The 22,714-nt window shown below is 67.1% G+C and carries 18 protein-coding genes, 1 tRNA gene and 1 pseudogene; 4 read left to right on the top strand and 16 right to left on the bottom strand.

The features are described from left to right. Window positions 1-541: 541 nt before the first annotated feature. Window positions 542-1,579, top strand: coding sequence for a tyrosine-type recombinase/integrase (locus tag BMZ25_RS19400; RefSeq protein ID WP_092696299.1), 1,038 nt, complete (start codon window positions 542-544; stop codon window positions 1,577-1,579). Window positions 1,580-1,670: 91 nt separating this feature from the next. Here BMZ25_RS19400 and BMZ25_RS19395 read toward each other — a convergent pair. From BMZ25_RS19395 to BMZ25_RS19385, 3 genes are all read right to left on the bottom strand, one after another. Next, a tRNA-Ser gene (locus BMZ25_RS19395) sits at window positions 1,671-1,760 on the bottom strand. Between the two features lie 245 nt (window positions 1,761-2,005). After that, window positions 2,006-3,790 carry a sodium:proton antiporter gene (locus BMZ25_RS19390; protein ID WP_092696298.1) on the bottom strand — a complete coding sequence of 595 codons (1,785 nt, stop codon included), beginning with the start codon at window positions 3,788-3,790 and terminating at the stop codon, window positions 2,006-2,008. Window positions 3,791-3,978: 188 nt separating this feature from the next. Further along, on the bottom strand, window positions 3,979-4,614 hold the full coding sequence (locus BMZ25_RS19385) for a PRC-barrel domain-containing protein (RefSeq protein WP_092696297.1): 636 nt from the start codon (window positions 4,612-4,614) through the stop codon (window positions 3,979-3,981). A 259-nt stretch (window positions 4,615-4,873) separates the two neighbouring features. Here BMZ25_RS19385 and BMZ25_RS19380 point away from each other — a divergent pair, with 259 nt between their 5' ends. Beyond that, the gene (locus tag BMZ25_RS19380) at window positions 4,874-5,869 is read left to right on the top strand and encodes a LysR family transcriptional regulator (protein ID WP_092696296.1); all 996 of its coding nucleotides are present in this window, start codon (window positions 4,874-4,876) and stop codon (window positions 5,867-5,869) included. Here BMZ25_RS19380 and BMZ25_RS19375 read toward each other — a convergent pair. Genes BMZ25_RS19375 through BMZ25_RS19350 form a run of 6 tightly spaced genes read right to left on the bottom strand, consistent with a single transcriptional unit; the run spans window position 5,856 to window position 11,371 of the window. Then, on the bottom strand, window positions 5,856-7,112 hold the full coding sequence (locus BMZ25_RS19375) for a TRAP transporter large permease (protein WP_092696295.1): 1,257 nt from the start codon (window positions 7,110-7,112) through the stop codon (window positions 5,856-5,858). The genes BMZ25_RS19380 and BMZ25_RS19375 overlap by 14 nt on opposite strands. A 10-nt stretch (window positions 7,113-7,122) precedes the next feature. Further along, window positions 7,123-7,692 carry a TRAP transporter small permease gene (locus BMZ25_RS19370; protein WP_092696294.1) on the bottom strand — a complete coding sequence of 190 codons (570 nt, stop codon included), beginning with the start codon at window positions 7,690-7,692 and terminating at the stop codon, window positions 7,123-7,125. Further along, window positions 7,692-8,651 carry a TRAP transporter substrate-binding protein gene (locus BMZ25_RS19365; protein WP_092696293.1) on the bottom strand — a complete coding sequence of 320 codons (960 nt, stop codon included), beginning with the start codon at window positions 8,649-8,651 and terminating at the stop codon, window positions 7,692-7,694. The genes BMZ25_RS19370 and BMZ25_RS19365 overlap by 1 nt, the downstream gene beginning before the upstream one ends. Window positions 8,652-8,706: 55 nt before the next feature. After that, window positions 8,707-9,459: an SDR family NAD(P)-dependent oxidoreductase gene (locus BMZ25_RS19360; RefSeq protein WP_092696292.1), complete on the bottom strand. Its 753-nt coding sequence runs from the start codon at window positions 9,457-9,459 to the stop codon at window positions 8,707-8,709. Window positions 9,460-9,488: 29 nt separating this feature from the next. Further along, on the bottom strand, window positions 9,489-10,520 hold the full coding sequence (locus tag BMZ25_RS19355) for a transketolase family protein (RefSeq protein WP_092696291.1): 1,032 nt from the start codon (window positions 10,518-10,520) through the stop codon (window positions 9,489-9,491). Continuing rightward, on the bottom strand, window positions 10,517-11,371 hold the full coding sequence (locus tag BMZ25_RS19350) for a transketolase (RefSeq protein WP_092696290.1): 855 nt from the start codon (window positions 11,369-11,371) through the stop codon (window positions 10,517-10,519). Before BMZ25_RS19350 ends, BMZ25_RS19355 begins: the two co-directional genes overlap by 4 nt. Before the next feature lie 183 nt (window positions 11,372-11,554). On the opposite strand from BMZ25_RS19350, the gene BMZ25_RS19345 reads away from it, so the two are divergent. Further along, a complete protein-coding gene (locus BMZ25_RS19345) occupies window positions 11,555-12,385 on the top strand; it encodes a sugar phosphate isomerase/epimerase family protein (protein ID WP_092696289.1) in 831 nt (276 codons plus the stop codon). Further along, the gene (gene dhaL / locus BMZ25_RS19340) at window positions 12,382-14,136 is read left to right on the top strand and encodes a dihydroxyacetone kinase subunit DhaL (RefSeq protein WP_092696288.1); all 1,755 of its coding nucleotides are present in this window, start codon (window positions 12,382-12,384) and stop codon (window positions 14,134-14,136) included. The genes BMZ25_RS19345 and dhaL overlap by 4 nt, the downstream gene beginning before the upstream one ends. Before the next feature lie 148 nt (window positions 14,137-14,284). Here the strand turns inward: dhaL and gyrB are convergent, their stop codons facing one another. From gyrB to rpsT, 7 genes and pseudogenes are all read right to left on the bottom strand, one after another. Next, entirely contained in the window at window positions 14,285-16,702 is a 2,418-nt protein-coding gene (gene gyrB / locus BMZ25_RS19335; RefSeq protein WP_092696287.1) for a DNA topoisomerase (ATP-hydrolyzing) subunit B, read from the bottom strand. A 114-nt stretch (window positions 16,703-16,816) separates the two neighbouring features. Then, window positions 16,817-17,437 carry a LysE family translocator gene (locus tag BMZ25_RS19330; RefSeq protein ID WP_092696286.1) on the bottom strand — a complete coding sequence of 207 codons (621 nt, stop codon included), beginning with the start codon at window positions 17,435-17,437 and terminating at the stop codon, window positions 16,817-16,819. Further along, a pseudogene (locus BMZ25_RS19325) lies at window positions 17,434-17,961 on the bottom strand (DUF1697 domain-containing protein). The gene BMZ25_RS19330 and the pseudogene BMZ25_RS19325 overlap by 4 nt, the downstream one beginning before the upstream one ends. Beyond that, entirely contained in the window at window positions 17,961-19,067 is a 1,107-nt protein-coding gene (gene recF, locus BMZ25_RS19315; protein ID WP_092696303.1) for a DNA replication/repair protein RecF, read from the bottom strand. The pseudogene BMZ25_RS19325 and the gene recF overlap by 1 nt, the downstream one beginning before the upstream one ends. Before the next feature lie 55 nt (window positions 19,068-19,122). Next, window positions 19,123-20,241, bottom strand: coding sequence for a DNA polymerase III subunit beta (dnaN, locus tag BMZ25_RS19310; protein WP_092696283.1), 1,119 nt, complete (start codon window positions 20,239-20,241; stop codon window positions 19,123-19,125). A 128-nt stretch (window positions 20,242-20,369) separates the two neighbouring features. Then, window positions 20,370-21,752: a chromosomal replication initiator protein DnaA gene (gene dnaA / locus BMZ25_RS19305; RefSeq protein WP_092696282.1), complete on the bottom strand. Its 1,383-nt coding sequence runs from the start codon at window positions 21,750-21,752 to the stop codon at window positions 20,370-20,372. Window positions 21,753-22,405: 653 nt separating this feature from the next. Beyond that, window positions 22,406-22,669, bottom strand: coding sequence for a 30S ribosomal protein S20 (rpsT, locus tag BMZ25_RS19300; protein ID WP_092696281.1), 264 nt, complete (start codon window positions 22,667-22,669; stop codon window positions 22,406-22,408). Window positions 22,670-22,714: the final 45 nt, after the last annotated feature.

The following is a 22,714-nucleotide window of genomic DNA, read 5'->3' as shown; positions in this document are numbered from 1 at the left end:
CCGCACCGGCACGACGATCATGCAAACCGACCAGGAGACCCGGAGAGTAGCTTAGAAACCGCCAGTTCCTGTCCAAGAAATGGGGAGCACCTCACCTGGTCGCGATTGGACCGGCCGGGACCAGCTTCGAAGTGCTCGGCCACCAAGGGAAAAAATCCACTTTATTCCATATATTTATAGGCTGTTCACCAAATCCGCGCAGTCGTGAGGTCCGGAGAATATCGGCCCTGAGAGACCGCCTTCTGGGCTCTTGGCGGCAAGGGCAGTGCTCAGCTCTTCCCGCATGACCCTCGAAAACAACGAGAAAATCCGGCCGCAGTCGGATCGCGAGAACGCTTTCTCAGGGGCAAGTGGCGGAGACGAAGGGACTGACCCCTTCAAGTAGAATCAACATTCTATGCTGGCGAACCTACAATACCGCATACCTTCGCCGGCTTCGCGAATTTCCACATCTGGCGAACCTTTCACCGGCGAAATTTCCACCGAATGTCGATGTTCTGATCGTTCGGATGCAAATTTCTGACGCCGAGCTTGGTGTCGCATGAGCAGGCGCGTGAGGAGGGAATTTCCGGGTGCGTCGGCTTACTACGATCGGCACGGAACACGGCGTTGGCGCTTTCGGCGGAAGGGATTTTCTGCCGAGCTTGGGTCAGATTATGGGTCCCCGGATTTCGTTCGCCGCTACGAGGATGCGGTCGCAGGACTGCGCTCCGGTCCTGGTGCCGGAGCCGGAAAAACCATCCCGAAGTCGATATCCGACCTAATCGCCCGCTACTATCGATCGGCAGCCTATCTGGGGCTGAAGCCCAGCACGAAGAACACCTACAGGGGCATTCTGGAGCGGTTCCGCGAGGAGCATGGCACCAAGAGTGCGATCGGTCTCAAGCGTCGGCATATCCAAACAATTCTGGCGGAAAAAATTGAGACGCCTTCTGCCGGGAACAACTTGCTGGATCGACTGAGGGCGCTGATGGACCTTGCGGTGGATCTCGACTGGAGCCTGGACAATCCGGCGAACAACGTGAAGCGCCTAAAGGAGCGATCGGGCGGCTTTCATACTTGGAGCGAGGCCGAGATCGAGAAGTTCTACGCGGTCCATAAGCCCGGAAGCGTTGCCCATACAGCGATGACCCTGATGCTTTATACCGGGGCCGCGAGGTCGGACGCGGTCAAGCTGGGTCGAGGAAATGTCCACGGCGATAGACTGCGCTACAGACGCCAGAAGACGGAAAACAGCGGAGGGGTGCTCATCGACATACCGATTCATCACCAGCTTCGCGCTGTGATGAACAACTGCCCATCAGGCGCCTTCACTTTCCTCCAGACCAAGTATGGACGCGGTCGCTCCCCCAACGGATTGGGGAACCAAATGCGGACATGGTGCGACAAGGCAGGTCTTCCGGAGTGCACGTCGCACGGCCTCAGGAAAGCCATCGCACGACGTCTGGCCGAAGCAGGTGCAACGCCGCACGAGATCATGGCTGTTACCGGTCACAAGACACTCGCGGAAGTGGACCGCTACACAAAGGACGTGAACCGCCCTACACTCGCTACCGATGGCATCACGAGACTCAAGTAGAACGCACCTCGAACAAAACATGGCGAACCTACGGAGCAAGTTCGCCCGTTTGGGGTATAAGCCACTGAAACAAGGGTAATAAATATGAGAATGGCGGAGACGAAGGGATTCGAACCCTCGAGACCCTTCCGGGCCTACTCCCTTAGCAGGGGAGCGCCTTCGACCACTCGGCCACGTCTCCGCCGACGCGTATAGCCCGCCAACCATAGGATTTACAAGGCGAAATTCCCCGTGGGGACAGGCCGGGCGGTGACGGCCTCAAGCCCTTGAAAAGGCGCCGAAAGGTGGCGGAAAGAACCACGTTTGGGTGGGGGGCTTGTCCGTTCCTGTCTCCGGTCCCTGACAGCCGCATTGTTCGATTCCACCCGTCGGGACGGGCGATTCATGGGCGTACGCGAGACATCTGTTCCGCCGCCCAAGACGCCCTCACATCGGGAATGCCACGCTGATCGTGAGGACCGCGGTGACGCCGACGATCAGGTTCATCGGGATGCCGACCTTGAGGAAGTCGCGGAAGAGGTAGTTTCCGGCGCCGTAGACGAGGGTGTTCGTCTGATAACCGATGGGCGTCGCGAAGCTCGCGCTCGCGGCGAACATGACCGCGACGACGAAGGGGCGCGGATCGACGCCGAGTTGCTCGGCGAGCGAGATGACGATCGGCGTCAGGATCACGGCAACGGCGTTGTTGGTGACCGTCTCGGTCAGAAGAGACCCCAGCAGGTAGACCGCCAGCAGCGTGACATGCGGCGGCAGGCCGTTGAGCCATGGCGACAGCATGCTCACCAGCATCTCCACCGCCCCGGTGGCCTCCAGCCCCGCCCCGACGATCAGCATGGAGAAGATCAGCACCAGGATCGACGCATCGATCGACTGCCACGCCTCGTCGTTGTCGATGCAGCGCAGCACCAGGATGGCCGCGACGCCCACGAGGGCGAGCACCCCGATGGGCATGACGCCGAGCGCCGCGAGCACGACGATCCCCACGAGGGTCAGCACTGCGATCGGGGCCTGCGCCCGCCGATAGGCGCGTCCGCCCGGCTCTGTCACCGAGACGACGTCGCCGCGGCGGGCGAGTTCCCGGAACCCCTCGGGGGTGCCTTCGAGCAGCAGCTTGTCGGCGGGCCGCAGACGCACGCTCGACAGGTCCGCGCCGGCGATGTGCTGGGACCGGAACGCGCCCAGCACGCGGACACCGGCCCGGCGCCCCAGCGCCAGGTCGGCGATGCGGACACCCGAGCTGCGGCGGGAGGGGGTGATGATCGCCTCGGCCACATGGGGCTTGGCCTCGGCATCAAGCTCGATCGACCGCCTCAGGCCGACACGCAGGCCGGGCTGTTCGGCCAGTGTAAGAAGCTCTGAGGTGGTCGCGGTGATGACCAGCGCGTCGCCCGCCCGCAGGACCCGGTCCGACAGCGCGCCACGTTCGATCCTGCCTGCCCGTCGCAGGCCAGTGACCCGAATGTCCGACCGTCGGAAATCCGCGATCTCTGACAGCGCGTTTCCCAGATAAGGGTAGCCCGAGAGGATCGTCACCTCGGACAGGTACGTCGTCTCGGTGCTCCGGTCGCTTCCCTCGCGCGAGCCACGGTCCGGCAGAAGGGTATTGCCGAGCAGCAGCATCGCGCTGGCCCCGACGAGCGCCACGACGATGCCGACCGGCGCGATCTCGAAGATCGAGAACGGCTCGAGCCCGCTTTCCTGGGCGATCCCGTCAACGAGGAGGTTCGTCGAGGTGCCGATCAGCGTGCAGGTCCCGCCAAGGATGGCGGCATAGGACAGCGGGATGAGCAGCCGCGTGGGCGCGATCTTCAGGCTTGCCGCGAGGCGGATGACCACCGGGATCAGCACCAGCACGACGGGCGTGTTGTTCATGAAGGCGGAGGCCGCGATCGTCGCCAAGAGGAAGATGCCCAACGCAAGGACCGGCCGGCTTTGGGCGCGCCCGATCACTAGGTTTGCCAGCGCGTCCAGCACGCCCGTCCGCACGAGGGCGCCCGAGACGACGAACATCGCCGCGATCGTGATGGGGGCGGAGTTCGAGAAGACCGCCATGACCTCGTCCGTCGGGACGAGACCGAGCACGATGAAGAGCCCCGCCGCTCCGGCGGCGGTGACATCGGGCGGGTATTTCTCCAGCGCGAACGCGACGAAGAGCAGCGCAAGGAGGACGAGCGCGATCAGGGACTCGTCGATCCCGGTAAGGTCAGCCATGTCTCGGGGTCAGCCTGTCATGAATGGGCGCGACACGCCGCGTCCGGCGTGCCGATAACCTCCAATACCGCGCCAGGTTCCCGTCGCGGTCGGCATGTGCAGGCCCGGCTTCGGGTGGCGCATGCACGGCGCGGGCGAGGCCCCGTGCGGCTCGCCACACGGGGCCTTTTGGGACTGGTAGGGCGTCTCTAGTTGGACGTCGCCTCGCCTCCGTTCGCGCCACCACCGGTCGCCTCGCCGCCGGTGGCCATGCCGGAGGTGCCGCCCGTGGCGGTCGTACCGGTGCCGGTGCCCATGCCGCCCGTCGACTCGCCGCCGGTCCCCGTGCCCATGCCGTCGGTCGCCGGCTCGGGCGCCGGCGGCTGCTGACGCTCACGGAACACATATTCGGGCGCGGCCTCGGCTTCCTCGCGCGTGAGGTCCATCTGGACCTCCTGCCCGTCATAGTCGATCTGAAGCTGGTCCCAGGCGACCGCGATCTGCTTGGTACCGATCCCGAGGAACCCGCCGACGCCGACGATCGCCGCCGTGACCTGGCCGCTCTCGGAATCGATCATGATGTCCTGGATCGGGCCGATCCGCTCACCGCTGGTCGACATGATGGTCGCGCCGGTGATCCAGTCCGCCCGCATCTCTGGCTGTTCCTGTTCGGGGACAACAGCGTCGGAAGTCGGGACGGCCTCGGAAGACGCCTCGGGCGACGCCTGCTCCTCGGGCTGGGCCTCTTCAGATGCCTGCCCCTCGGACTGGGCCTCCTCCTGCGCGAAGGCGGGAGATACGGCGAGCATGGTCGCCAGCGAAATAACTGCAGCATTCTTGAACATGACAAGTCCTCCACGACTGCGGCGAATGCGGGCTCCGTTGCCCGGTTTCGCGCCACTTGGGAAACGTCCCTGCCCCCTGCCCGGCTCCCCCACCGTCACGCATGGGCCACGGTTCGCCTGTTCCTGTGCACGGCACTGGCGAAAGCTCGCTCGTCGGGGCGGAGAGCGGCGTGGGGACCAAACCAGGTCGGCGTCGAATTTCGGCCCTACCGCCGCGCGGTGGGGTGATTACGCGGGTTCGCTGGACTAGAAAGGACGCATGCGGAACATCAACCTCAAGGGCACGGAGCATTTCGAGGCGGTCGCGCGGCTCGGATCGGTCACCAAGGCCGCCGAAGAGCTGGGCGTCACCCCATCCGCCATCAGCCAGCAGATCAAGCTTCTGGAGACGCAGTTCGGCGTCCGGCTGTTCCGTCGGGAAAAGAGGCGGATGAGCCTGACCGAAGAGGGTGACCGGCTGTTCCAGGCGACGACGCGGGCCTTTGCGGCGCTGCGCAACACCGGCAACGCGATCTCGCGTCACCGGGAGGTGCGCAACCTGACCCTGCGCGTGTCGCCCAGTTTCGGCGTGCGCTGGCTGGGACCGCGGATCGCCAGCTTTGCCGAGCAGAACCTCGACTGGAACATCAGGGTCGACGCAACACCGGATTTCTCGAACTTCGACACCGACGCGGTCGACCTCGACCTTCGCTACGGCGTCGGGGGCTGGGCCGGGGTCGCGGAGCGGCCAGTGATGAACGACCTCGTGTTGCCGCTCTGCGCGCCGGGCTATCGCGACAGGATGGCTGCCGCGGGCGACACGGTGGCCGAGAGGCTCTCGGCGGCGCGGCTGATCGACAGCGTCAAGGCGATGTTCCGATGGGACCTGTGGCTCGCCGCCAACCAGGTCGAGCTCGAGGATTACGACTATCCGTTCCGCTACGACCGCTCGTCGATGTCGATCGAGACCGCCAAGCAGGGCGCGGGCCTCGCGCTCGACAGCGCGACGTTGTGCCTGCCCGATCTCGAGCGGGGTGAGCTGGTGCCGGCCTTTCCGGACATCCCGGTGGTGGACTTTCCCGCCTATTGGCTTGTCTGTCCGGCCCGCCACTTCAACCGCCGCATCGTGAACCGCTTCGCGGAATGGCTGGACGACGCGGCGATCTCCCACGATGTCCGCGCGCGGGCGCTTCTGGAAAGCCACGGCTGCAGCTTCCAGACGGAATCGGGGCCCGACCTGATCGAGGTCGAGCCCTGGGGCCTCAGTAGATCGTGAGCGCCGGAACGAAGGAAATGAGCATCAGCACCGCCAGCGCCACCGCATAGAACGGCACCAGCGCGCGCATCGTCTCGAAGATGTTGGCCTGCGCGATGGCCGACGAGATGAACAGCGTGGTGCCGACCGGCGGCGTGTAGAGACCGATGGACAGGTTCACCACCATCATCAGCCCGAGCTGCACCAGGTCGAGCCCGATCGACTGCCCGATCGTCACGAAGAGCGGCCCCAGCAACAGGACGGCCGCCGGCAGGTCGAGGAACGCACCCACCACCAGCATCACGAGGTTCAGCGCCAGGATCACGGTCCAGGTCGACGAAAAGTTCTCGCCCACCCAGGTGGCCAGGGTCTGTGGCACCTGCTCGGACGTCAGGACCCACTGGATCGTGGACGACGCCATGATGATGAGCAGCACCGCGCCCGTCATCACGACGGTGCTGCCCGCCGCCTGCCAGATGCCCTTGAATGTCAGGTCGCGGTAGATGGCGCCCGAGACGATCAGCGCATAGGCCACGGCCATCACGCTCACCTCGGTCGGGGTTGCCACGCCGAACCGCAGCGTGCCGATCACGAAGACGGGCATCAGGAATGCGGGAATCGCCATGAAAAGCTGCGACCGGAACGCCCGGAACCCGCCCTCCAGCGGCGAGCGCGGCAGGTTCCGGCGGTGCGCGATGTAGAACACCATCGCGAACATGCCGAGCCCGAGCATCAGGCCAGGCAGGATGCCGGCGACGAACAGGTCGATGATCGAAACGTTCGAAACGAGGCCGTAGAGAATCAGCGGAATCGACGGCGGGATCAGCACCGACACCGTCGAGGAGGACGAGTTGATCGCGGCCGCGAAGCCGCCCGGATAGCCCTGCTCCTTCTGCACCGGGATCAGCGCGTTGCCGAGCGCCGAGGCGTCCGCCACCGCCGAGCCCGAGACGCCGCCGAACATCACCGAACCGATGATCGAAACTTGTCCGAGCCCGCCCTTGAGGTGACCCACGAACATCCGTGCGATATTCACGAGATAGGTGCCGAACCGCCCCGACATCATCAGGTTGCCGGCGAGGATGAAGAACGGGATGGCGAGCATCGGAAAGCTCTGCGTCGGCGTGTAGAGCCGCTGCGCGATCACCGCCAGCGGCCGGTCCGCCAGCCACAGCGCCGCCGCGGTGCCGCCGAGCATCGCTTGGCCCACCGGCACCGAGATCGCCATCAGGAGAAAGAAGATCCAGACGAGAGGGGCAGTCATCGGAACGCTCCTAGCTGAAGCTTTGGTCTTCGAGATCGAGACCGAGGATATCCGCGCCGAGCGACGCCCGGGCGATATTCAGTGCCGAGGTCAGCGCCAACCCGGCGAAGGCGTAGACAAGGCTGGCATAGCCCCAGATTTGAGTGATCCCGAGGGTCGAGAGCCGCTGGAACTTGGAGGCCTGGAGGATCGGCTGGCTCGACCACAGGACGCTGATCGCGATCACCAGCACCACCACGTTGATGAGGATGGCGAGCGCATGGCGGCCGCGGCCGGTCAGCATGTCGGACAGGATCGAGATGGCGATGTGCTGTCGCCGCGCCGCGGCCGCGACGATCCCGGCGGCCACCAGCCAGGGCAGCAGGACCGAGTGGATCTCGTAGGCCCAGGCGATGCCCGAGCCGAAGAGGTACCGCAGCACGACATTCGTCAGAAGCGCAACGAACATCACCGCGAGGCAGGCGATGCCCAGGGCCCGGCCCGAGACGTCGATGAAGCCCAACACGCGGCCAAGGGCGCGGGACAGGGCGCGGCGCGCCCTGCCCCGGTCGGTCGCGGAGAGCTCGTCTCCGCCCGCCATCAGTTCGACGCCGCGTCGCGCAGCGCTTCGACGAGGTCGGGATACTCTTCGGAGTACTTGTCGTAGACCGAGCGCGTCGCCTCGATATAGGCCTCACGATCGGCTTCCTCGAAGGTCACGCCCTCTTCTTCCATCGTGGTGACCAGGCTCTCGGACTGGTCCGCCACCATCTGACGCTGCTCTTCGCCCGCCTGCTGGGTGGCATCCAGCGCGCATTGCTTGGTCGCGTCGTCGAGGCCCGACCACCATGCCAAGCCGGCGACGACCGGCGTGGATTCGTACTTGTGCCCGGTCAGGGTGATGTACGGCGTGATCTCGTGGATGTTCGACGAGTAGATGTTGACCAGCGGGTTCTCCTGCCCGTCGAAGGTCCCCGATTGCAGCGCAGTCGGCAGTTCCGAGAACGCCAGCGGCGCCGGAGCGGCGCCGAGCGCCTCGAAGATGTCGACCGTCATCGTGTCGGGGGGCGTGCGGATCTTCATGCCGCTGATGTCGTCCGGCGTGGGCACGGTCTTGGAGACGTGGCTGATATGCCGGATGCCGTTGTCCCAGAAGCCCAGGATCTTCAGCCCGGCGTCCTGAGCGCGGGTGTCGAGCATCTCGCCCACCTCGCCGTCGAGCACGCTCCACGCGGTCTCGAGGTCCTCGAACAGGAACGGCAGGCCGAGCAGCGCGATCTCGGGGACGATCTGGCTCATCGCGCCCTGGCTGTTGGCGGTGACGTTGATCACTCCAGCGGTGGCCGAGGTGAGCATCTCGACGTCGTCGCCCATCGTGGCCGAAGGCGCGACATTAACCGATTGGCCGTCGGTGCATTCGGTGAACAGCTCGGCCCAGGTCTCGGCCGCGACGAAGCGCGGATTGCCCGGGTTCGAACCGTGGGCGAAGGTGACTTCCTGCGCCTGCGTCGCGCCGGCAAGCGCGGTGGTGGCCACGAGGGCCGTGATGAGGGTCTTCATTTCTTTCCTCCCTTGAAAGATTGCGCCGGCCCCGCCTGACGCGGGGATGGCAGCCTCAGTGAATGAGTGAACCTCCGTTCACGTCGACCTCGGTGCCCGTGCAATATGCGGACAGTTCCGAGGCCAGGAAAAGCGCGCAGCCCGCCACGTCGGACGCCTCGCCCGCGCGACCCATCGGGATCCCCGCAAGCACCTGTGCGCGCATTTCATCGGTCAGCTTCCCCGCCGTGATATCGGTGGCGATGAAGCCGGGGCAGATCGCGTTGACCCGCACCTGGTCGGGCGCAAGCTCGCGCGCCATGGCCTTGGTCAGGCCCAGCACGCCGGCCTTGGCGGCGGAATAGTGCGGCCCGCCGAAGATGCCGCCGCCCCGCTGGGCCGACACCGACGACATGTTGACGATCGCGCCCGCCTTGCGCTCGCGCATCGCCGGAATCAGCGCCTGGCTCATGTAGAGCGTCCCGCGCAGGTTCACGTCGGTCACGGCGTCGTAGTTGTCGGGCCCGATCTCCATGATCTTGAGCGGCTGGGTGATGCCGGCGTTGTTCACCAGCACGTCGACCCGGCCCCAGGTCTCGATCAGCTTGGCGACGGCGGCGTCGCACGAGGCCTTGTCGGTCACGTTGCAGGCCAGGCCCAGGTGCCCATCGCCCAGATCGGCGGCAGCGGCCTTCGCCGCCTCTTCGTCCAGGTCGAGGATCGCCACCGTGGCGCCGTGCTCGGCAAAGAGGCGGGCCGTCGCCTTGCCCAGACCGCGCGGCGACGCCGCCCCGGTGATCACCGCGAATTTGTCGTCAAGCAGGCCCATTCAATCGTCTCCCGTCGTGGTCCGCCGGCTCACAGCCAGCTCTTGATCTGTTCCGCCACCCGATCCACCGAGAGGCCGTACATGTCGTGAAGCGTCGGCAGCGCGCCGGCTTCGAGGAACTCGTCCGGCAGCCCGATCATGCGGAAGTCCGGCGCGATGCCGCCAGTCAGCAGGGTTCGCGCCACTGCCTCGCCGAGACCGCCCATCAGCGTGTGGTTCTCGGCCGTCACCACGAGCCGGCCGTCCTCGGCGGCCGCGGCGCGGATCGTTTCGGTGTCGAGCGGCTTGACCGTCGGCGTATGCAGCACCGCGACGTCCACGCCGTCCGTCGCCAGCCGTTCGGCGGCGTCGAGCGCGCGCATCGTCATGATGCCGGTCGAAATCACCAGCACGTCGCGCCCCTCGCGGATCATCTGCGCGCGGCCCAGCTCGAACCGGTAGTCGGGCTTGTGCCGCGTCAGCACCGAGGGAACCTTGCCGCGCAGCAGGCGGGCATAGACCGGACCCGGATGGCGGGCGATCTCGGGCACCATGCCGGCCACGTCGCAGGCATCGCAGGGGTCCACGAGCGTCATGTTCGGCAAGCCGCGGAAGATCGCCAGGTCCTCGAACGCCTGGTGGCTGGGACCATAGCCGGTGGTCAGGCCCGGCAGGGCGCAGGCGATCTTGACCGGAAGGTTTTCCTCGGCAATCGCCATCGCGATGAAATCGTAGGCCCGGCGCGACGCGAACACCGCGTAGGTCGTGGCAAAGGGCAGGAACCCCTCGCGCGCCAGCCCGGCCGCCGCCGACATCAACACCTGCTCGGCCATGCCCATCTGGTAGAAACGGTCGGGCATCGCCTTGGCGAATATGTGCAGGTCGGTATATTTCGACAGGTCCGCCGAGAGGCCGACGATCCGCTCGTCGCGCTCTGCCAGGTCGACCAGCGCATGCCCGAACGGGGCCGCGACGGTGTCGTATCCCTCGGCCGCGAGCGACGCGATCATCGCCGAGGTCGCGACCTTCTTCTCGGGCACCTTGCGGGGTTCGTATTTCCGCGCCATCGAGTTCGTCGTCATTGCGGCCGCCCCTTTTCCAGAACGTTCAGCGCCTTGGCCCACTCGTCGGATTCGACCCGCACGAAGTGGGTGATCTCGCGCTGTTCGAGGAAATCGACACCCTTGCACATGGTCGTGTCGAAGATGATGACCCGCGGCACCGCGTCGGGGAAGGTGCGCGCGGCGTCGAACGCGGCGATCACCTGCTCCATGTCGTTGCCGTCGACCCGCTGCGCGTGCCAGCCGAAGGCACGCCACTTCACCTCTTCCGGCACCCGCGCCATCGCGTCGGTCGCCTTGCCGTCGGCCTGCTGGTCGTTGAAGTCGACGAGGCAGACGAGGTTGTCGAGACCGTGCTGCACGGCGGACATCACCGCCTCCCAGGTCGAGCCCTCGTTCAGCTCTCCGTCGGACATGAGGTTGAAGACGAACGCGGGGTTCCGCTTGCGCTTGAGCCCCATCGCCATTCCCACGGCGATCCCCAGTCCGTGCCCCAGCGACCCGCCGGTGATCTCCATCCCCGGCGTGTAGGACGCCATGCCCGACATCGGCATCCGGCTGTCGTCCATTCCATAGGTCTCGAGCTCTTCCTCGGGCAGGATGCCCGCCTCCATCAGCACGGCATAGAGAGCTATGGCGTAATGTCCGATCGACAGCAGGAACCTGTCGCGCCCATCCCATTCCGGGTCCTCGGGGCGGTACTCCATCGCGTGAAAATAACTGGCGGCCAGAACATCTGCGATCCCGAGAGCCTGGCCGATATAGCCCTGGCCCTGCACCTCACCCATGCGGAGTGCCTTGTGCCGGATGTTCCAGGCGCGCTGTTCGACAGACACGTTGGACAATGGCGTTGCGACGCGTCTCGTGCTCACTTGATCCTCCCGCGATCCGGCGTTTGGCACCGATCCCGGAAAACGTAACACTGCGCTGACGCCCCAACTATAAAGAAAAGTTACAAACTACGTTAGTAAAACTACATTACTTCCCACGCTCCGATCTGCGAACCCTGTCGCCCATGCGCGCCGCCCCGGCGGCGCAGAACAAGGGAGGAGCAGATGCGACTGGGGCTTGGGACATACGCGTTCCGCTGGGCGATCGGTCTGAAGGACCGCGTTCCGGCGGCGCCGATGACACCGTTCGACATTCTCGACGCGGCCGAGGCCTATGGTCTGCCCGTCGTTCAGTACGCCGACAACATGCCGCTCGACCGCCTCTCCGAGGCCGAGCAGGAGCGGCTGGCCGACGCGGCGCGGGCGAAAGGCATCGCGCTGGAGCTGGGAACGCAAAGCTTCGATGCCGACGAGGTTTCCCGCTACATCGCGATCGGCCAGCGGCTCGACGCCCGGATCCTGCGCGTCGCCCTTGATGCCGCGGATGCGAAGATCCCGGTACCGGACCTGGCGGAGAAGCTGCGTCCCCTGGTCGAACGGGCCGGTGCGGCCGGCATGCGCATCGCGATCGAGAACCACTTCAACTATCCCTCACCCCGCATGGTCGATCTGATCGAGGCCGTGAACGACCCCTCGCTCGGGGTCTGCCTGGACGTGGCGAACTCGATCTGTGCGCTGGAATGGCCCGAAGAGACCGTGCGGCTCCTGGCGCCCTATGCGGTCAACCTGCACCTCAAGGATTACGAGATCACGCCCGATCCCTACGGCGTCGGGTTCCGCATCCACGGCGTGCCTCTGGGCGAAGGGCGCGCGCCGATCCCCTGGATCCTCGACCAACTGGCGCAGTGCCCGCCCGAGATGAGCGTGATCCTGGAACACTGGCTGCCCGACCAGAACGATCTCGACGCCGCGCGTCGGCTGGAACGGCCGTGGCTCGACCGGACCGTGGCCGCGGCACAGCAGTACCTCGACGCCCGGAAAGGAGGCACGACATGACCGCAGAACGCACCAAGAAGCTGATCAATGCCCCCGAGGACCTGATTTCCGAGGCGATCGCGGGCATGGTCTCGGCCCATCCCGAGATACTGACCAAACGCGGCGAGACGAGCCGCGCGGTGGTGGCCTGCGACGGGCCCCGCGACGGCAAGGTCGCCGTGGTGGTCGGCGGCGGATCGGGTCACGAGCCGGCCTTTGCCGGCTATGTCGGCCGGGGCCTCGCCGACGCGGCGGCTGTTGGCAACGTCTTCGCCTCCCCCAGCCCCGAGCAGATCCTGGATGCGGCGCGGGCCGTCGACGGCGGCGCCGGAGTGCTGTTCCTCTACGGCAACTACACCGGCGACGTGATGAACTTCGACATGGCCGCCGAAGAGCTCGAGGCCGCCGGATCGCCCGCCCGCTCGGTCGCCGTGACCGACGACGTGGCCTCCGCGCCGAACGACCGCAAGCAAGAGCGGCGCGGCATCGCGGGGGACTTTTTCGTCTTCAAGATCGCCGGGGCCGCGGCCGAAGCGGGCCGCGACCTCGACGGCTGCCTCGCCGCGGCGCGGGCGGCCAACGCGGCGACCGCGTCGATGGGCGTCGCGCTCACGGCCTGCTCGATGCCACAGACCGGCAAGCCAAACTTCGAGATAGGCGCCGGAGAGATGGAGATCGGCATGGGTCTGCACGGCGAGCCGGGCATGCGGCGCGGCCCGCTGGAAACGGCCGACGCCGTGACGGACGAGCTGTTCGCCCCCGTCGCCGACGCGCTGCAACTGGCGAGGGGCGACCGCGTGGCGGCTCTCGTCAACGGGCTGGGCGCGACCGGCCTGCTGGAGCTTTACGTGATCCAGCGGCGTCTCGCGCAGCTGCTGGACGAAAACGGCGTCTCGGTACACCGCACATGGGTCGGGGAATACGCGACCTCTCTCGAGATGGCCGGCGCGTCGGTGACGCTCCTGAAGCTCGACGACGACCTGACCCGTCTGCTCGACGCGCCCTGCCGCGCGCCGGCCCTTTCGGTCGGCAGCGACATCCCCAAGGCCGAGGGGACGCTCACGCGCCGCAACCGCGACACCCGCACCGAGACGCAAGCCGTGGATCGCAGCGCGCTGGCGACCGACGGCCCGATCACGCCCGAGACGTTCCGCGCCATGGTCCGCGCCGCCGCCGCCGCCATTCGCGACCAGCGGGATTGGTTGTCCGAGCTCGACGGCGTGATCGGCGATGGAGACCACGGCGTCACCATGGACATCGGCTGGAGCGCCGTGCTCTCGGCCCTCGACAGCGCCACCCCGGATGAGACGATCACCGGAACGAACCGGCGGATGGCCAAGGCGTTCCTCGACGCCGTCGGCGCCTCGTCCGGACCGCTCTATGCCAGCGCCATGACCGCCGCCGCGGCGGCGGTGTCGGACCGGCTGAACCTCGACGCGGGCGCCACGGTCGCGTGGCTGCGTGGGATGCGCGACGGCATCATCTCGCGCGGCGGCGCCGCGCCCGGCGACAAGACGATGCTCGACGCCTGGCTGCCGGCCGTCGACCACGCCGAATCCGCACTGGCCGAGGGCCGGGACGCGCTCGCCTGCCTCGCCGCCGCCCGCGACGGCGCCAGGTCGGGCCGGGACGACACCGCGCAGATGGAAAGCCGCCGTGGCCGGTCGAAGAAACTGGGCGCCCGCTCGGTCGGCCATGTCGACCCCGGTGCCGCCTCGACCCACGTCATCCTCGCCGCGATGTACACGGCAGCGGAGACCGGCTTGCGCTAGGCGGCGGGGAGAGCTTCCGCCGGGCGAGGCGCAGCTGACCCTGCCCCGACAAAGTGGACAGGGTCATGCCGCCACGCACTCCATGCAGGCTTGTGATCGGTCGCCTGTCGCGGGCTGCAAGCGGCGTGAATTGTGGAAGCCTGACCCCCTAGACGTCGAGGTTCTCGACGCTGAGGGCGTTGGAGCGGATGAAGTCGCGGCGGGGTTCGACGACGTCGCCCATCAGCTTGGTGAAGATGTCGTCGGCCTCGGCCACGTCCTCGATCTTGACCTGCAGCAGGGTGCGGGCCTCGGGGTCGAGCGTTGTTTCCCACAGCTGGTCGGGGTTCATCTCGCCCAGACCCTTGTAACGCTGCATCGCGAGGCCCTTCTCGCCCTCCTTCAGGATCGCGTCGAGCAACTCCAGGGGGCCGTGGATCAACATCTCGCGGTCCTTGCGGATCAGCTTGGCCGGAGTGCCATAGACCTCCTGCAAGGCGGTGGTGTGGCTGCCGAGCCGGCGCGCCTCGCCCGAGCGCAGGACCTGTCCGTCCAGCGTGCGGACCTCCTCGACACCGCGCAGCACGCGGGTCAGGCGGATGCCGTGATCCTGCGTGATCCGCCCCTGCCAGCCACGCTCGTACTCGGCCGCGATCAGGTCGAGCCGCTCGGCCACGTTGCTGGCCGTGCCCTGAAGGTCGGCGTCGACCTGCCCCGGCACGAAGGTGCCGGCGATGGCCGCCTGTTCGAGGATCGTATGCGGGTAGTGGGTCGGGAAGGAATGAAGCGACCGACGGACGGCGCGGGCCTCTTCCACCACGCGGGCGAGGTCCTGCCCGATGATCTCTTCGCCCGAGCCGAGCCGCAGCGTGGCGCCCTCGACCCCCATCTCGATCAGGTAGTCCTCGAGCGCGGGGTGGTCCTTGAGGTAGACCTCGGACTTGCCGCGCGACACCTTGTAGAGCGGCGGCTGCGCGATATAGAGATAACCGCCCTCGATGATCTCGGGCATCTGCCGGAAGAAGAACGTCAGCAGCAGCGTGCGGATGTGCGCGCCGTCGACGTCGGCGTCGGTCATGATGACGATCTTGTGGTAGCGCAGCTTGGACAGATCGAACTCGTCCCGGCCGATCCCGGTGCCGAGCGCAGTGATCAGCGTGCCGATCTCCTGGCTGCCCAGCATGCGGTCGAAGCGCGCTCGTTCGACGTTCAGGATCTTGCCCCGCAGCGGCAGCACCGCCTGGTTCGCCCGCGCCCGGCCCTGCTTGGCCGATCCGCCGGCGCTGTCCCCCTCGACGAGGAACAGCTCGCGCCGCTCGGGGTCCTTCACCTGGCAATCCGCCAGCTTGCCGGGCAGCGACGCCACGTCCAGCGCGGATTTCTTGCGCGTCATCTCGCGCGCCTTGCGAGCGGCCTCGCGCGCCAGCGCGGCCTCGACGATCTTGGTGACGATGGCGCGGGCGCTCTGGGGGTTCTCCTCGAACCACTCGGCGAGCTTCTCGTTCACCAGCCCCTCGACGGCCGGGCGCACCTCGGACGAGACGAGCTTGTCCTTCGTCTGCGAGCTGAACTTCGGGTCCGGCACCTTGACCGACAGCACGCAGGTCAGCCCCTCGCGCGCATCGTCGCCGGAAAAGCTGACCTTCTCCTTCTTGGCCAGCCCCGACGAGCCGGCATAGAGGTTGATCGTCCGGGTCAGCGCCCCGCGGAAGCCGGCCATGTGCGTGCCGCCGTCGCGCTGGGGGATGTTGTTGGTGAATGGCAGGACCATCTCGTTGTAGCTGTCGTTCCACCACATCGCGAGCTCAACGGTGATGCCGTCCCGCTCGCCCGAAAAGAAGATCGGCTCGTCGATCATCGGCGTCTTCGAGCGGTCGAGATACTTCACGAACTCCTTCACGCCGCCCTCGTAGTAGAGTTCGGAGCGCAGCGGTTCGGCCGGGCGGTCGTCCTCGAGGATGATCCGCACGCCCGAGTTCAGGAAGGCCAGCTCGCGCAGGCGGGCCTCGAGCGTCTTGAACGAGAAGTCGGTGTTCGAAAACGTCTCGGTCGAGGCGAGGAACCGCACCTCGGTGCCCTGCAGCCCGTTCGCGTCGCCGACCACGGTGACATGCTCGACCGTCTCGCCATGCTCGAACCGGGCGCGATGCTCCTTGCCGTCGCGCCAGATGCGCAGCTCAAGCCAGTCGGACAGGGCATTGACCACCGAGACGCCGACGCCGTGCAGACCGCCCGACACCTTGTAGGAGTTCTGGTCGAACTTCCCGCCCGCGTGCAGCTGGGTCATGATGACCTCGGCCGCCGAGACGCCCTCTTCCTCGTGCAGGCCGACCGGAATGCCGCGCCCGTTGTCCATCACCGAAACGCTGCTGTCGGCGTGAATCTTCACGGTCACGGCGTCGGCGTGCCCCGCCAGCGCCTCGTCGATGCCGTTGTCGACGACCTCGTAGACCATGTGATGCAGGCCGCTACCGTCGTCGGTGTCGCCGATATACATGCCGGGCCGTTTGCGAACGGCATCCAGGCCCTTGAGAACCTTGATGGAATCGGCGCCATAATCTTCCGGCTGGGGGGCGGCTTCGGCCATGCAGATCGTTCCTTGTCCTGACCTCTGTCTTATAGTGTGTCGCGCCGGGGATGTCACGCGGACGACACAAGATCTGGTGGGCGTGTCACGGCGTCTCCACCAGCCTCATCGCCTTCACGTGAAGGGTATGACGCAGCCCACGCCGATCAGCAGGAGCCCCGCCGTCACGTTGGTCCGCCGCAGCGCCCGTGGCGAGCTCAGAAGCCGGCGCACCCGGTCGATCGACAGCGCCAGGACCAGGTTCCCGATCAACGGAACGGCCGCCGACAGCGCAATGATCGCCGCGATGTCGCCGGTCCGCAGGTCGCCGAGGTCGAAGAAGCCCGGCAGCATCCCCATGTAGAACAGGATCGCCTTCGGGTTGCCCAGGATCACTGCCAGCCCGGCGACGAACCCCGCCCACTTTCCCGGCCGTGTCAGCCGCCCGTCGGCCGAGATCGACGCCCCGGCGCTCCGCAGGATCGCAATGCCCATGCCGATGAACACCAGGCAGGCAACCCCCTTCAGCACCAGCAGGAACCCCGAGAAGACCGAGACGAGCCAGGTCACCCCGAGGATCGCCAGCAGCGGCCAGAGGATGTCGCCCACGACCACCCCGAGGGCCAGCGGCCACGCCGCCTGGAACCCGCCCGACAGCGACCGCGCCATCAGCCCGACCCAGACCGGCCCCGGCGTCAGGAACAGCACCAGAAGCGCCCCGGCATAGAGCGCGAAGTCCATTGGGCTTGCGGTCATGTTCCGTCCATCTCCTGCGCCATCCGCGCCAGTGCCGTCACCGTGCCCCAGTTCCGCAGCGTCGTCCCGACCCCGAGCGCCCGTTCGAGCCCGGCCACCAGTTTCGACCGGCCCGCGCCCGACGGACAGTGCAGGTAGATCGCCTTGTCGCCCGCCTGCCACCGCTCGTCCGGTTCCGCCAGCCGGTCAAGCCCCGCGGTCGCCTCGGGCCGGGCGGCGAGGAAGGCCACATGATGCTGCCGTGGCGCCGCGTCGGCGTCGAACGGGCAGGCCGCGACGATCGCCTCGAAGGCCGACCGGCACAAGACCATCACCGCCGGCGACACCTCTGTCCGCGCCGCCAACGTCGCCGCGATCCGCCGCGCCCCGGCGTTGCCGTGAAACACCGCGTTGCCGCTCTACAGGTAGGTGGCCACGTCCCACGCCCCCTCGGCGACCAGGGCATCGCGCAGGGCGGCCATCGTCAGGCGGCCCCGCCCGCCGACATTCACGCCCCGCAACAGCAGGATCCGCGCCTCTGCCATCAGCCCGCCTCCACCGCCGAGACGCCGTCGCGCTCGCGCACCAGGATCCGCTGCGCCCGGTCGCCCAGGGACTCGAACAGCTCGGCCCCGGTGCCGGTCATCCAGGCCTGTGCGCCGAGCGCGACGATCTCGTCATAAAGGGCCGCGCGGCGGTCGGAGTCGAGATGCGCCGCCACCTCGTCGAGCAGGATGATCGGCGGCGTCCCGGTCTCGAGCGCCAGCGCCCGCGCATTGGCCAGCACCAGCGAGATCAGCAGCGCCTTCTGCTCGCCGGTGGAACACTGGGCGGCCGCGATGCCCTTGGCCGCATAGGTGCCCGACAGGTCCGCCCGATGGGGCCCCGTCAGCGTCCGGCCCGCCGCGCGGTCGCGCGGACGGCCCGCCGACAACGCGTCGCGCAGGGTACCCGCGCTCCATGCCTCGACCCCGCCCTCGGGATCGACCAGCGCCAGCGTCGCCGCCGGAAACGCGGTCTCGGCCCCCTCCTGCGCCGCCTCCACGCGGGACAGCGCCGACAGGCGGTTCGCCGTGATCGCGGCGCCCGCCTCGGCCATCTGCCGCTCCAGCGCGTCGAACCACGCGCCGTCGCGCACGTCGTCCTTCAACAGCCGGTTCCGCTCGCGCATCGCCTTGTCATAGGCCAGAACCGTGTCGCCGTGCCCCGGCTCGAAGCTCAGCGTCATCCGGTCCAGGAACCGGCGCCGCCCCTCGGCCGCCTCGATCCAGAGCCGGTCCATCGCCGGGATCAGCCAGACGACGCGCACCAGCCGGCCGAGCGCGGTCTGCGGCGCCGTCTTGCCGTCGATCCGCACCTGACGCGGCCCGCCGCCCTCGGCCCGGATGTCGATCTCGTGGGCGCCCCAGGGCGCGGCGATCCCGGCGCCGATGCGCCAGCCGATCGCCTCAGGCCGGCGGGCAAGGTCGTCCGCCGCCGCCCGCCGCAGGCCGCGGCCCGGCGACAACAGGGACACCGCCTCGATCAGGTTGGTCTTGCCCGCGCCGTTCGGCCCGTAGATCACCACCGGCCGTCCGTCGAGGGACAGCCGCGCCGCCTTGTGCGAGCGGAAATGCGACAGGCTCAGCGATGTCACCGCGAGGCCCGTCACGAACCGCCCCTTCATCTTCGCTGAAATACTCCCGCCGGAGGCGTCCCCCGGCCGGTCACACGCGCATCGGCATGACCACGTAGACCGCGGAGGTGTCATTGCCCTCGCGCATCAGCGTGGGATCGCCCGACGAGTTGAACAGGAACACAGCGTTCTCGCGATCCACCTGGCTGGCGATCTCCAGCAGGTACTTCGCATTGAACCCGATCTCCAGCCGCTCGTCGCCATAGGCCACCGCAAGCTCCTCCTCGGCGTTGCCGCTGTCCGGTGCGTTGACCGACAGGACCAGACGATCCTCGTCGAGCTGCATCTTGACCGCGCGCGAGCGTTCCGAGCTGACCGTCGCGACCCGGTCCACCGCCTTGGCGAAATCGGCCGCGTCGACCTCCATCCGCTTGGCATTCCCCTGCGGGATCACGCGGGTATAGTCCGGGAATGTGCCATCGATGACCTTCGAGGTCAGCGTGATCTCGGGCGTGGCGAAGCGCACCTTGGTCTCGCTCACCGAAACGGCGATGTCCGCCTCGTCGTCGTCCAACAGCTTGCGCAGCTCGCCCACCGTCTTGCGCGGGACGATGACGCCGGGCATGCCCTCGGCCTCGGGCGGCAGGGGGGCGTCGATCCGGGCGAGGCGGTGCCCGTCGGTCGCGACACAGCGCAGCACCTGCCCCTCCTCGGACTCGGAGACATGCATGTAGACGCCGTTCAGGTAATACCGCGTCTCCTCGGTCGAGATGGCGAATTTCGACTTGTCGAAGAGCCGCCGCAGCACCGGCGCCTTGGCGGAAAAGTTCGTCTCGTACTCGGACGAGGCCATCACCGGGAAATCCTCTCGCGGCAGCGTCGCCAGCGAGAAATGCGAGCGGCCCGCCTCGACCGACATCCGCCCCGCGGCGCTGTCGTCGGTGAGGTTGACCAGCGCGCCGTCGGGCAGCTTGCGGACGATCTCGTGGAACGTCACGGCGTTGACGGTCGTGGCCCCGGCGCGTTCGACCTGCGCGGGAATGCGGTCGACAACCTCGATATCCAGGTCGGTGGCGCGGAAACTGACGGACTCGCCGTCCGCCTCGATCAGCACGTTCGCCAGGATCGGGATCGTGTTGCGGCGTTCGACGACCGATTGCGCCTGGGACACGGCCTTGAGGAGCGTGCCGCGTTCGATGCTGATCTTCATGTCCCACTCCGAAGGTAGTCGGGACGACGGGCCGCGCGCCGCCCCTTGGGCTGCTTTTTCACGTTTTCGGGACTGTCCAAGGATTTGGCAGGGGCGTCAAGGCCGGACGCCCGGCGTCTCGACGCTGCTCAGGCCTCCAGCGACCGTCGCAGCATCTCGATGTCCTCGGCGATGGCGCTGTCGGTGCCCTTCAGCTCTTCGATCCGCTTGATCCCGTGCATGATCGTGGTGTGATCGCGCCCGCCGAACTTGCGTCCGATCTCGGGCAGGGACCGCTGCGTCATGTGCTTGCACAGGTACATTGCGATCTGCCGCGGCCGCGCCAGCGCGCGCTGGCGCTTGGGCCCGACCATGTCCGAGATGCGGATGTTGTAATGGTCGCACACCTTGCGCTGAATCTCGTCGATCGTCGTCTTGCGATCCATCGTCCGCAGGATGTCGGTCAGGCATTCCTGCGCGAGGTCCATGTCGATCGGCCGACCCACGAGGCTGCCGAAGGCGAAGAGCCGCGTCAGGGCGCCCTCCAGCACGCGGACGTTGCTGGTGATGCGGTGGGCCAGGAACTCCAGCACGCCGTCGGTCAGCTGGATGTTCGGGAACTGCCCGCGGTACTGCTCGACCTTCTGCTGCAGGATGCCGAGCCGCAGCTCATAGCTGGTCGGGTGCAGGTCGACCACCAGCCCCGACTGCATGCGGCTGACGATCCGGCCTTCCATCTGCTCGATCTCGCCGGGGGCGCGGTCGGCCGAGATGATGATCTGCTTCCGCTGGTCCACGAGCGCGTTGAACGTGTGGAAGAACTCCTCCTGCGTGGAATCCTTGCCGGCGATGAACTGCACGTCGTCCACCATCAGCACGTCGACCGACCGGAACATCTGCTTGAAGTCCATCATCTGCCGCTCGCGCAGCGCCTGGATGAAGCGGTACATGAATTGCTCGGCCGACAGGTACAGCACCCGCAGCTCGGGCTGGCGGGCCTGCAGCTCCCAGGCGATGGCGTGCATCAGGTGCGTCTTGCCCAGCCCGACGCCGCCATAGAGGAACAGCGGGTTGAAGGCGACGGGGCCGCCCTCGGCCACGCGGCGCGCGGCGGCGTGCGCCAGCTCGTTCGGCTTGCCGACGACGAAGCTGTCGAAGGTGAACCGCGAATCCAGCGGCGCGCCGGGCAGGTCCGTATCGTCGCTCGCGGGGGCGGGGTCAGCGGCCGACGCTGCCGCTTCGGGGGAGGCGGCGGCCGGACGCTGCGACGCGGGATGAGGCGCGGCGGCAGAGGAGCGGACGTTGAATTCGATCCGGCGGACATCCTCGCCCGCCTTGCTGATCTCGGCGAGGATGCGATCCCCGAAATGCCGCGAGACCCAGTTGCCCATGAAGGGCGTCGGTACGTTGAAGAAGGCCACGCCGTCCTGGACTTCGGCGAACTCGAGCGGCTCGATCCAGTTGGTGAAGTTGCTCTGCCCGACCGCCTTCAAAAGTTCCTGACGTACGGCTCCCCATGTCTCATCGGTCATTGGTCTAATGTCGTCCCCCGGTTCTGTCACACGCTCCGGCCGCGCCGGATCACTCATCCGCGGCGACCGGTCCGGCCGCCGCCCAGCGAGACCGTCAGAGCTGCGTCGGACACAAGGAAACACATCCGACCCGTGGCCTTCGCCACGGACCGGTTGCCCGGCCGGCGCAGTCAAAACAGACACGAAAGACAAAAGGATACCGTCCGGGTCGGTAACCCGGTTGTACGGTCATCCTCCGCAATCGCGGTCTATTCTGGACATGCCCCGCGCCCGGTGCCGGTTTCCCGGTCGTCGTTCACGAGGTCCGGTTGCTGGCGCGTCTGTCCCCAAAACAGACTCTGCAGCTCCGGCTTGGCAGATCGTCGCCCACGGCAGAAGCGGCACAGGCAGGTGCCGCCGTCATGCGTGCCAGGTTCGGATCGCTGTCATGTCCCCCCAACGGTGAATCGCTGGGATAAGCTAGCAACGTCGTCACCGAGCGCGCAATTGGCCTTTGCAGTTGACTCACCCTTTCCCGCGTCGAATCCCAAACCCTGTGCGAGATGTGGCCGAAACGCCTCAGCGGGGGCAATTGCACAGCAAAAAGCGCGCCCCGAAGAGCGCGCTTTCATCAAGTTTACAAGGCTATTACGCGGGTCAGGGACCCGGCGGGATCAAGCCAGCGCCTTCACGCGCGAGGAGAGGCGCGACATCTTGCGAGCGGCCGTGTTCTTGTGCACCACGCCCTTCGTGACGCCACGCATAAGCTCGGGCTGAGCGTCGCGCAGGGCCTGGGTGGCCGCAGTCTGATCGCCCGAGGCGATCGCTTCTTCGACACGGCGCAGGAAGGTGCGGATGCGCGACCGGCGCGCCTTGTTCACAGCATAGCGGCGCTCGTTCTGGCGGGCGCGCTTCTTGGATTGGGGCGTATTTGCCATAAGTCGATCAGTCCCGTCTTTCGCGGAGAGTCAAGAATTCTGAAG

Source organism: Tranquillimonas rosea (assembly GCF_900111315.1).
Taxonomy (GTDB): Bacteria; Pseudomonadota; Alphaproteobacteria; order Rhodobacterales; family Rhodobacteraceae; genus Tranquillimonas; species Tranquillimonas rosea.
Note: the sequence above shows the minus strand (reverse complement) of the source record. Positions and strands in the feature narration are given on the sequence as shown.

What these genes read in the sequence shown, in the direction of transcription:
- BMZ25_RS19400 (WP_092696299.1), top strand. Translation starts at nt 542, where the DNA reads ATGAGCAGGCGCGTGAGGAGGGAATTTCCGGGTGCGTCGGCTTACTAC.
- BMZ25_RS19390 (WP_092696298.1), bottom strand. Translation starts at nt 3,790, where the DNA reads ATGGCTGACCTTACCGGGATCGACGAGTCCCTGATCGCGCTCGTCCTC.
- BMZ25_RS19385 (WP_092696297.1), bottom strand. Translation starts at nt 4,614, where the DNA reads ATGTTCAAGAATGCTGCAGTTATTTCGCTGGCGACCATGCTCGCCGTA.
- BMZ25_RS19380 (WP_092696296.1), top strand. Translation starts at nt 4,874, where the DNA reads ATGCGGAACATCAACCTCAAGGGCACGGAGCATTTCGAGGCGGTCGCG.
- BMZ25_RS19375 (WP_092696295.1), bottom strand. Translation starts at nt 7,112, where the DNA reads ATGACTGCCCCTCTCGTCTGGATCTTCTTTCTCCTGATGGCGATCTCG.
- BMZ25_RS19370 (WP_092696294.1), bottom strand. Translation starts at nt 7,692, where the DNA reads ATGGCGGGCGGAGACGAGCTCTCCGCGACCGACCGGGGCAGGGCGCGC.
- BMZ25_RS19365 (WP_092696293.1), bottom strand. Translation starts at nt 8,651, where the DNA reads ATGAAGACCCTCATCACGGCCCTCGTGGCCACCACCGCGCTTGCCGGC.
- BMZ25_RS19360 (WP_092696292.1), bottom strand. Translation starts at nt 9,459, where the DNA reads ATGGGCCTGCTTGACGACAAATTCGCGGTGATCACCGGGGCGGCGTCG.
- BMZ25_RS19355 (WP_092696291.1), bottom strand. Translation starts at nt 10,520, where the DNA reads ATGACGACGAACTCGATGGCGCGGAAATACGAACCCCGCAAGGTGCCC.
- BMZ25_RS19345 (WP_092696289.1), top strand. Translation starts at nt 11,555, where the DNA reads ATGCGACTGGGGCTTGGGACATACGCGTTCCGCTGGGCGATCGGTCTG.
- dhaL (WP_092696288.1), top strand. Translation starts at nt 12,382, where the DNA reads ATGACCGCAGAACGCACCAAGAAGCTGATCAATGCCCCCGAGGACCTG.
- gyrB (WP_092696287.1), bottom strand. Translation starts at nt 16,702, where the DNA reads ATGGCCGAAGCCGCCCCCCAGCCGGAAGATTATGGCGCCGATTCCATC.
- BMZ25_RS19330 (WP_092696286.1), bottom strand. Translation starts at nt 17,437, where the DNA reads ATGACCGCAAGCCCAATGGACTTCGCGCTCTATGCCGGGGCGCTTCTG.
- dnaN (WP_092696283.1), bottom strand. Translation starts at nt 20,241, where the DNA reads ATGAAGATCAGCATCGAACGCGGCACGCTCCTCAAGGCCGTGTCCCAG.
- dnaA (WP_092696282.1), bottom strand. Translation starts at nt 21,752, where the DNA reads ATGACCGATGAGACATGGGGAGCCGTACGTCAGGAACTTTTGAAGGCG.
- rpsT (WP_092696281.1), bottom strand. Translation starts at nt 22,669, where the DNA reads ATGGCAAATACGCCCCAATCCAAGAAGCGCGCCCGCCAGAACGAGCGC.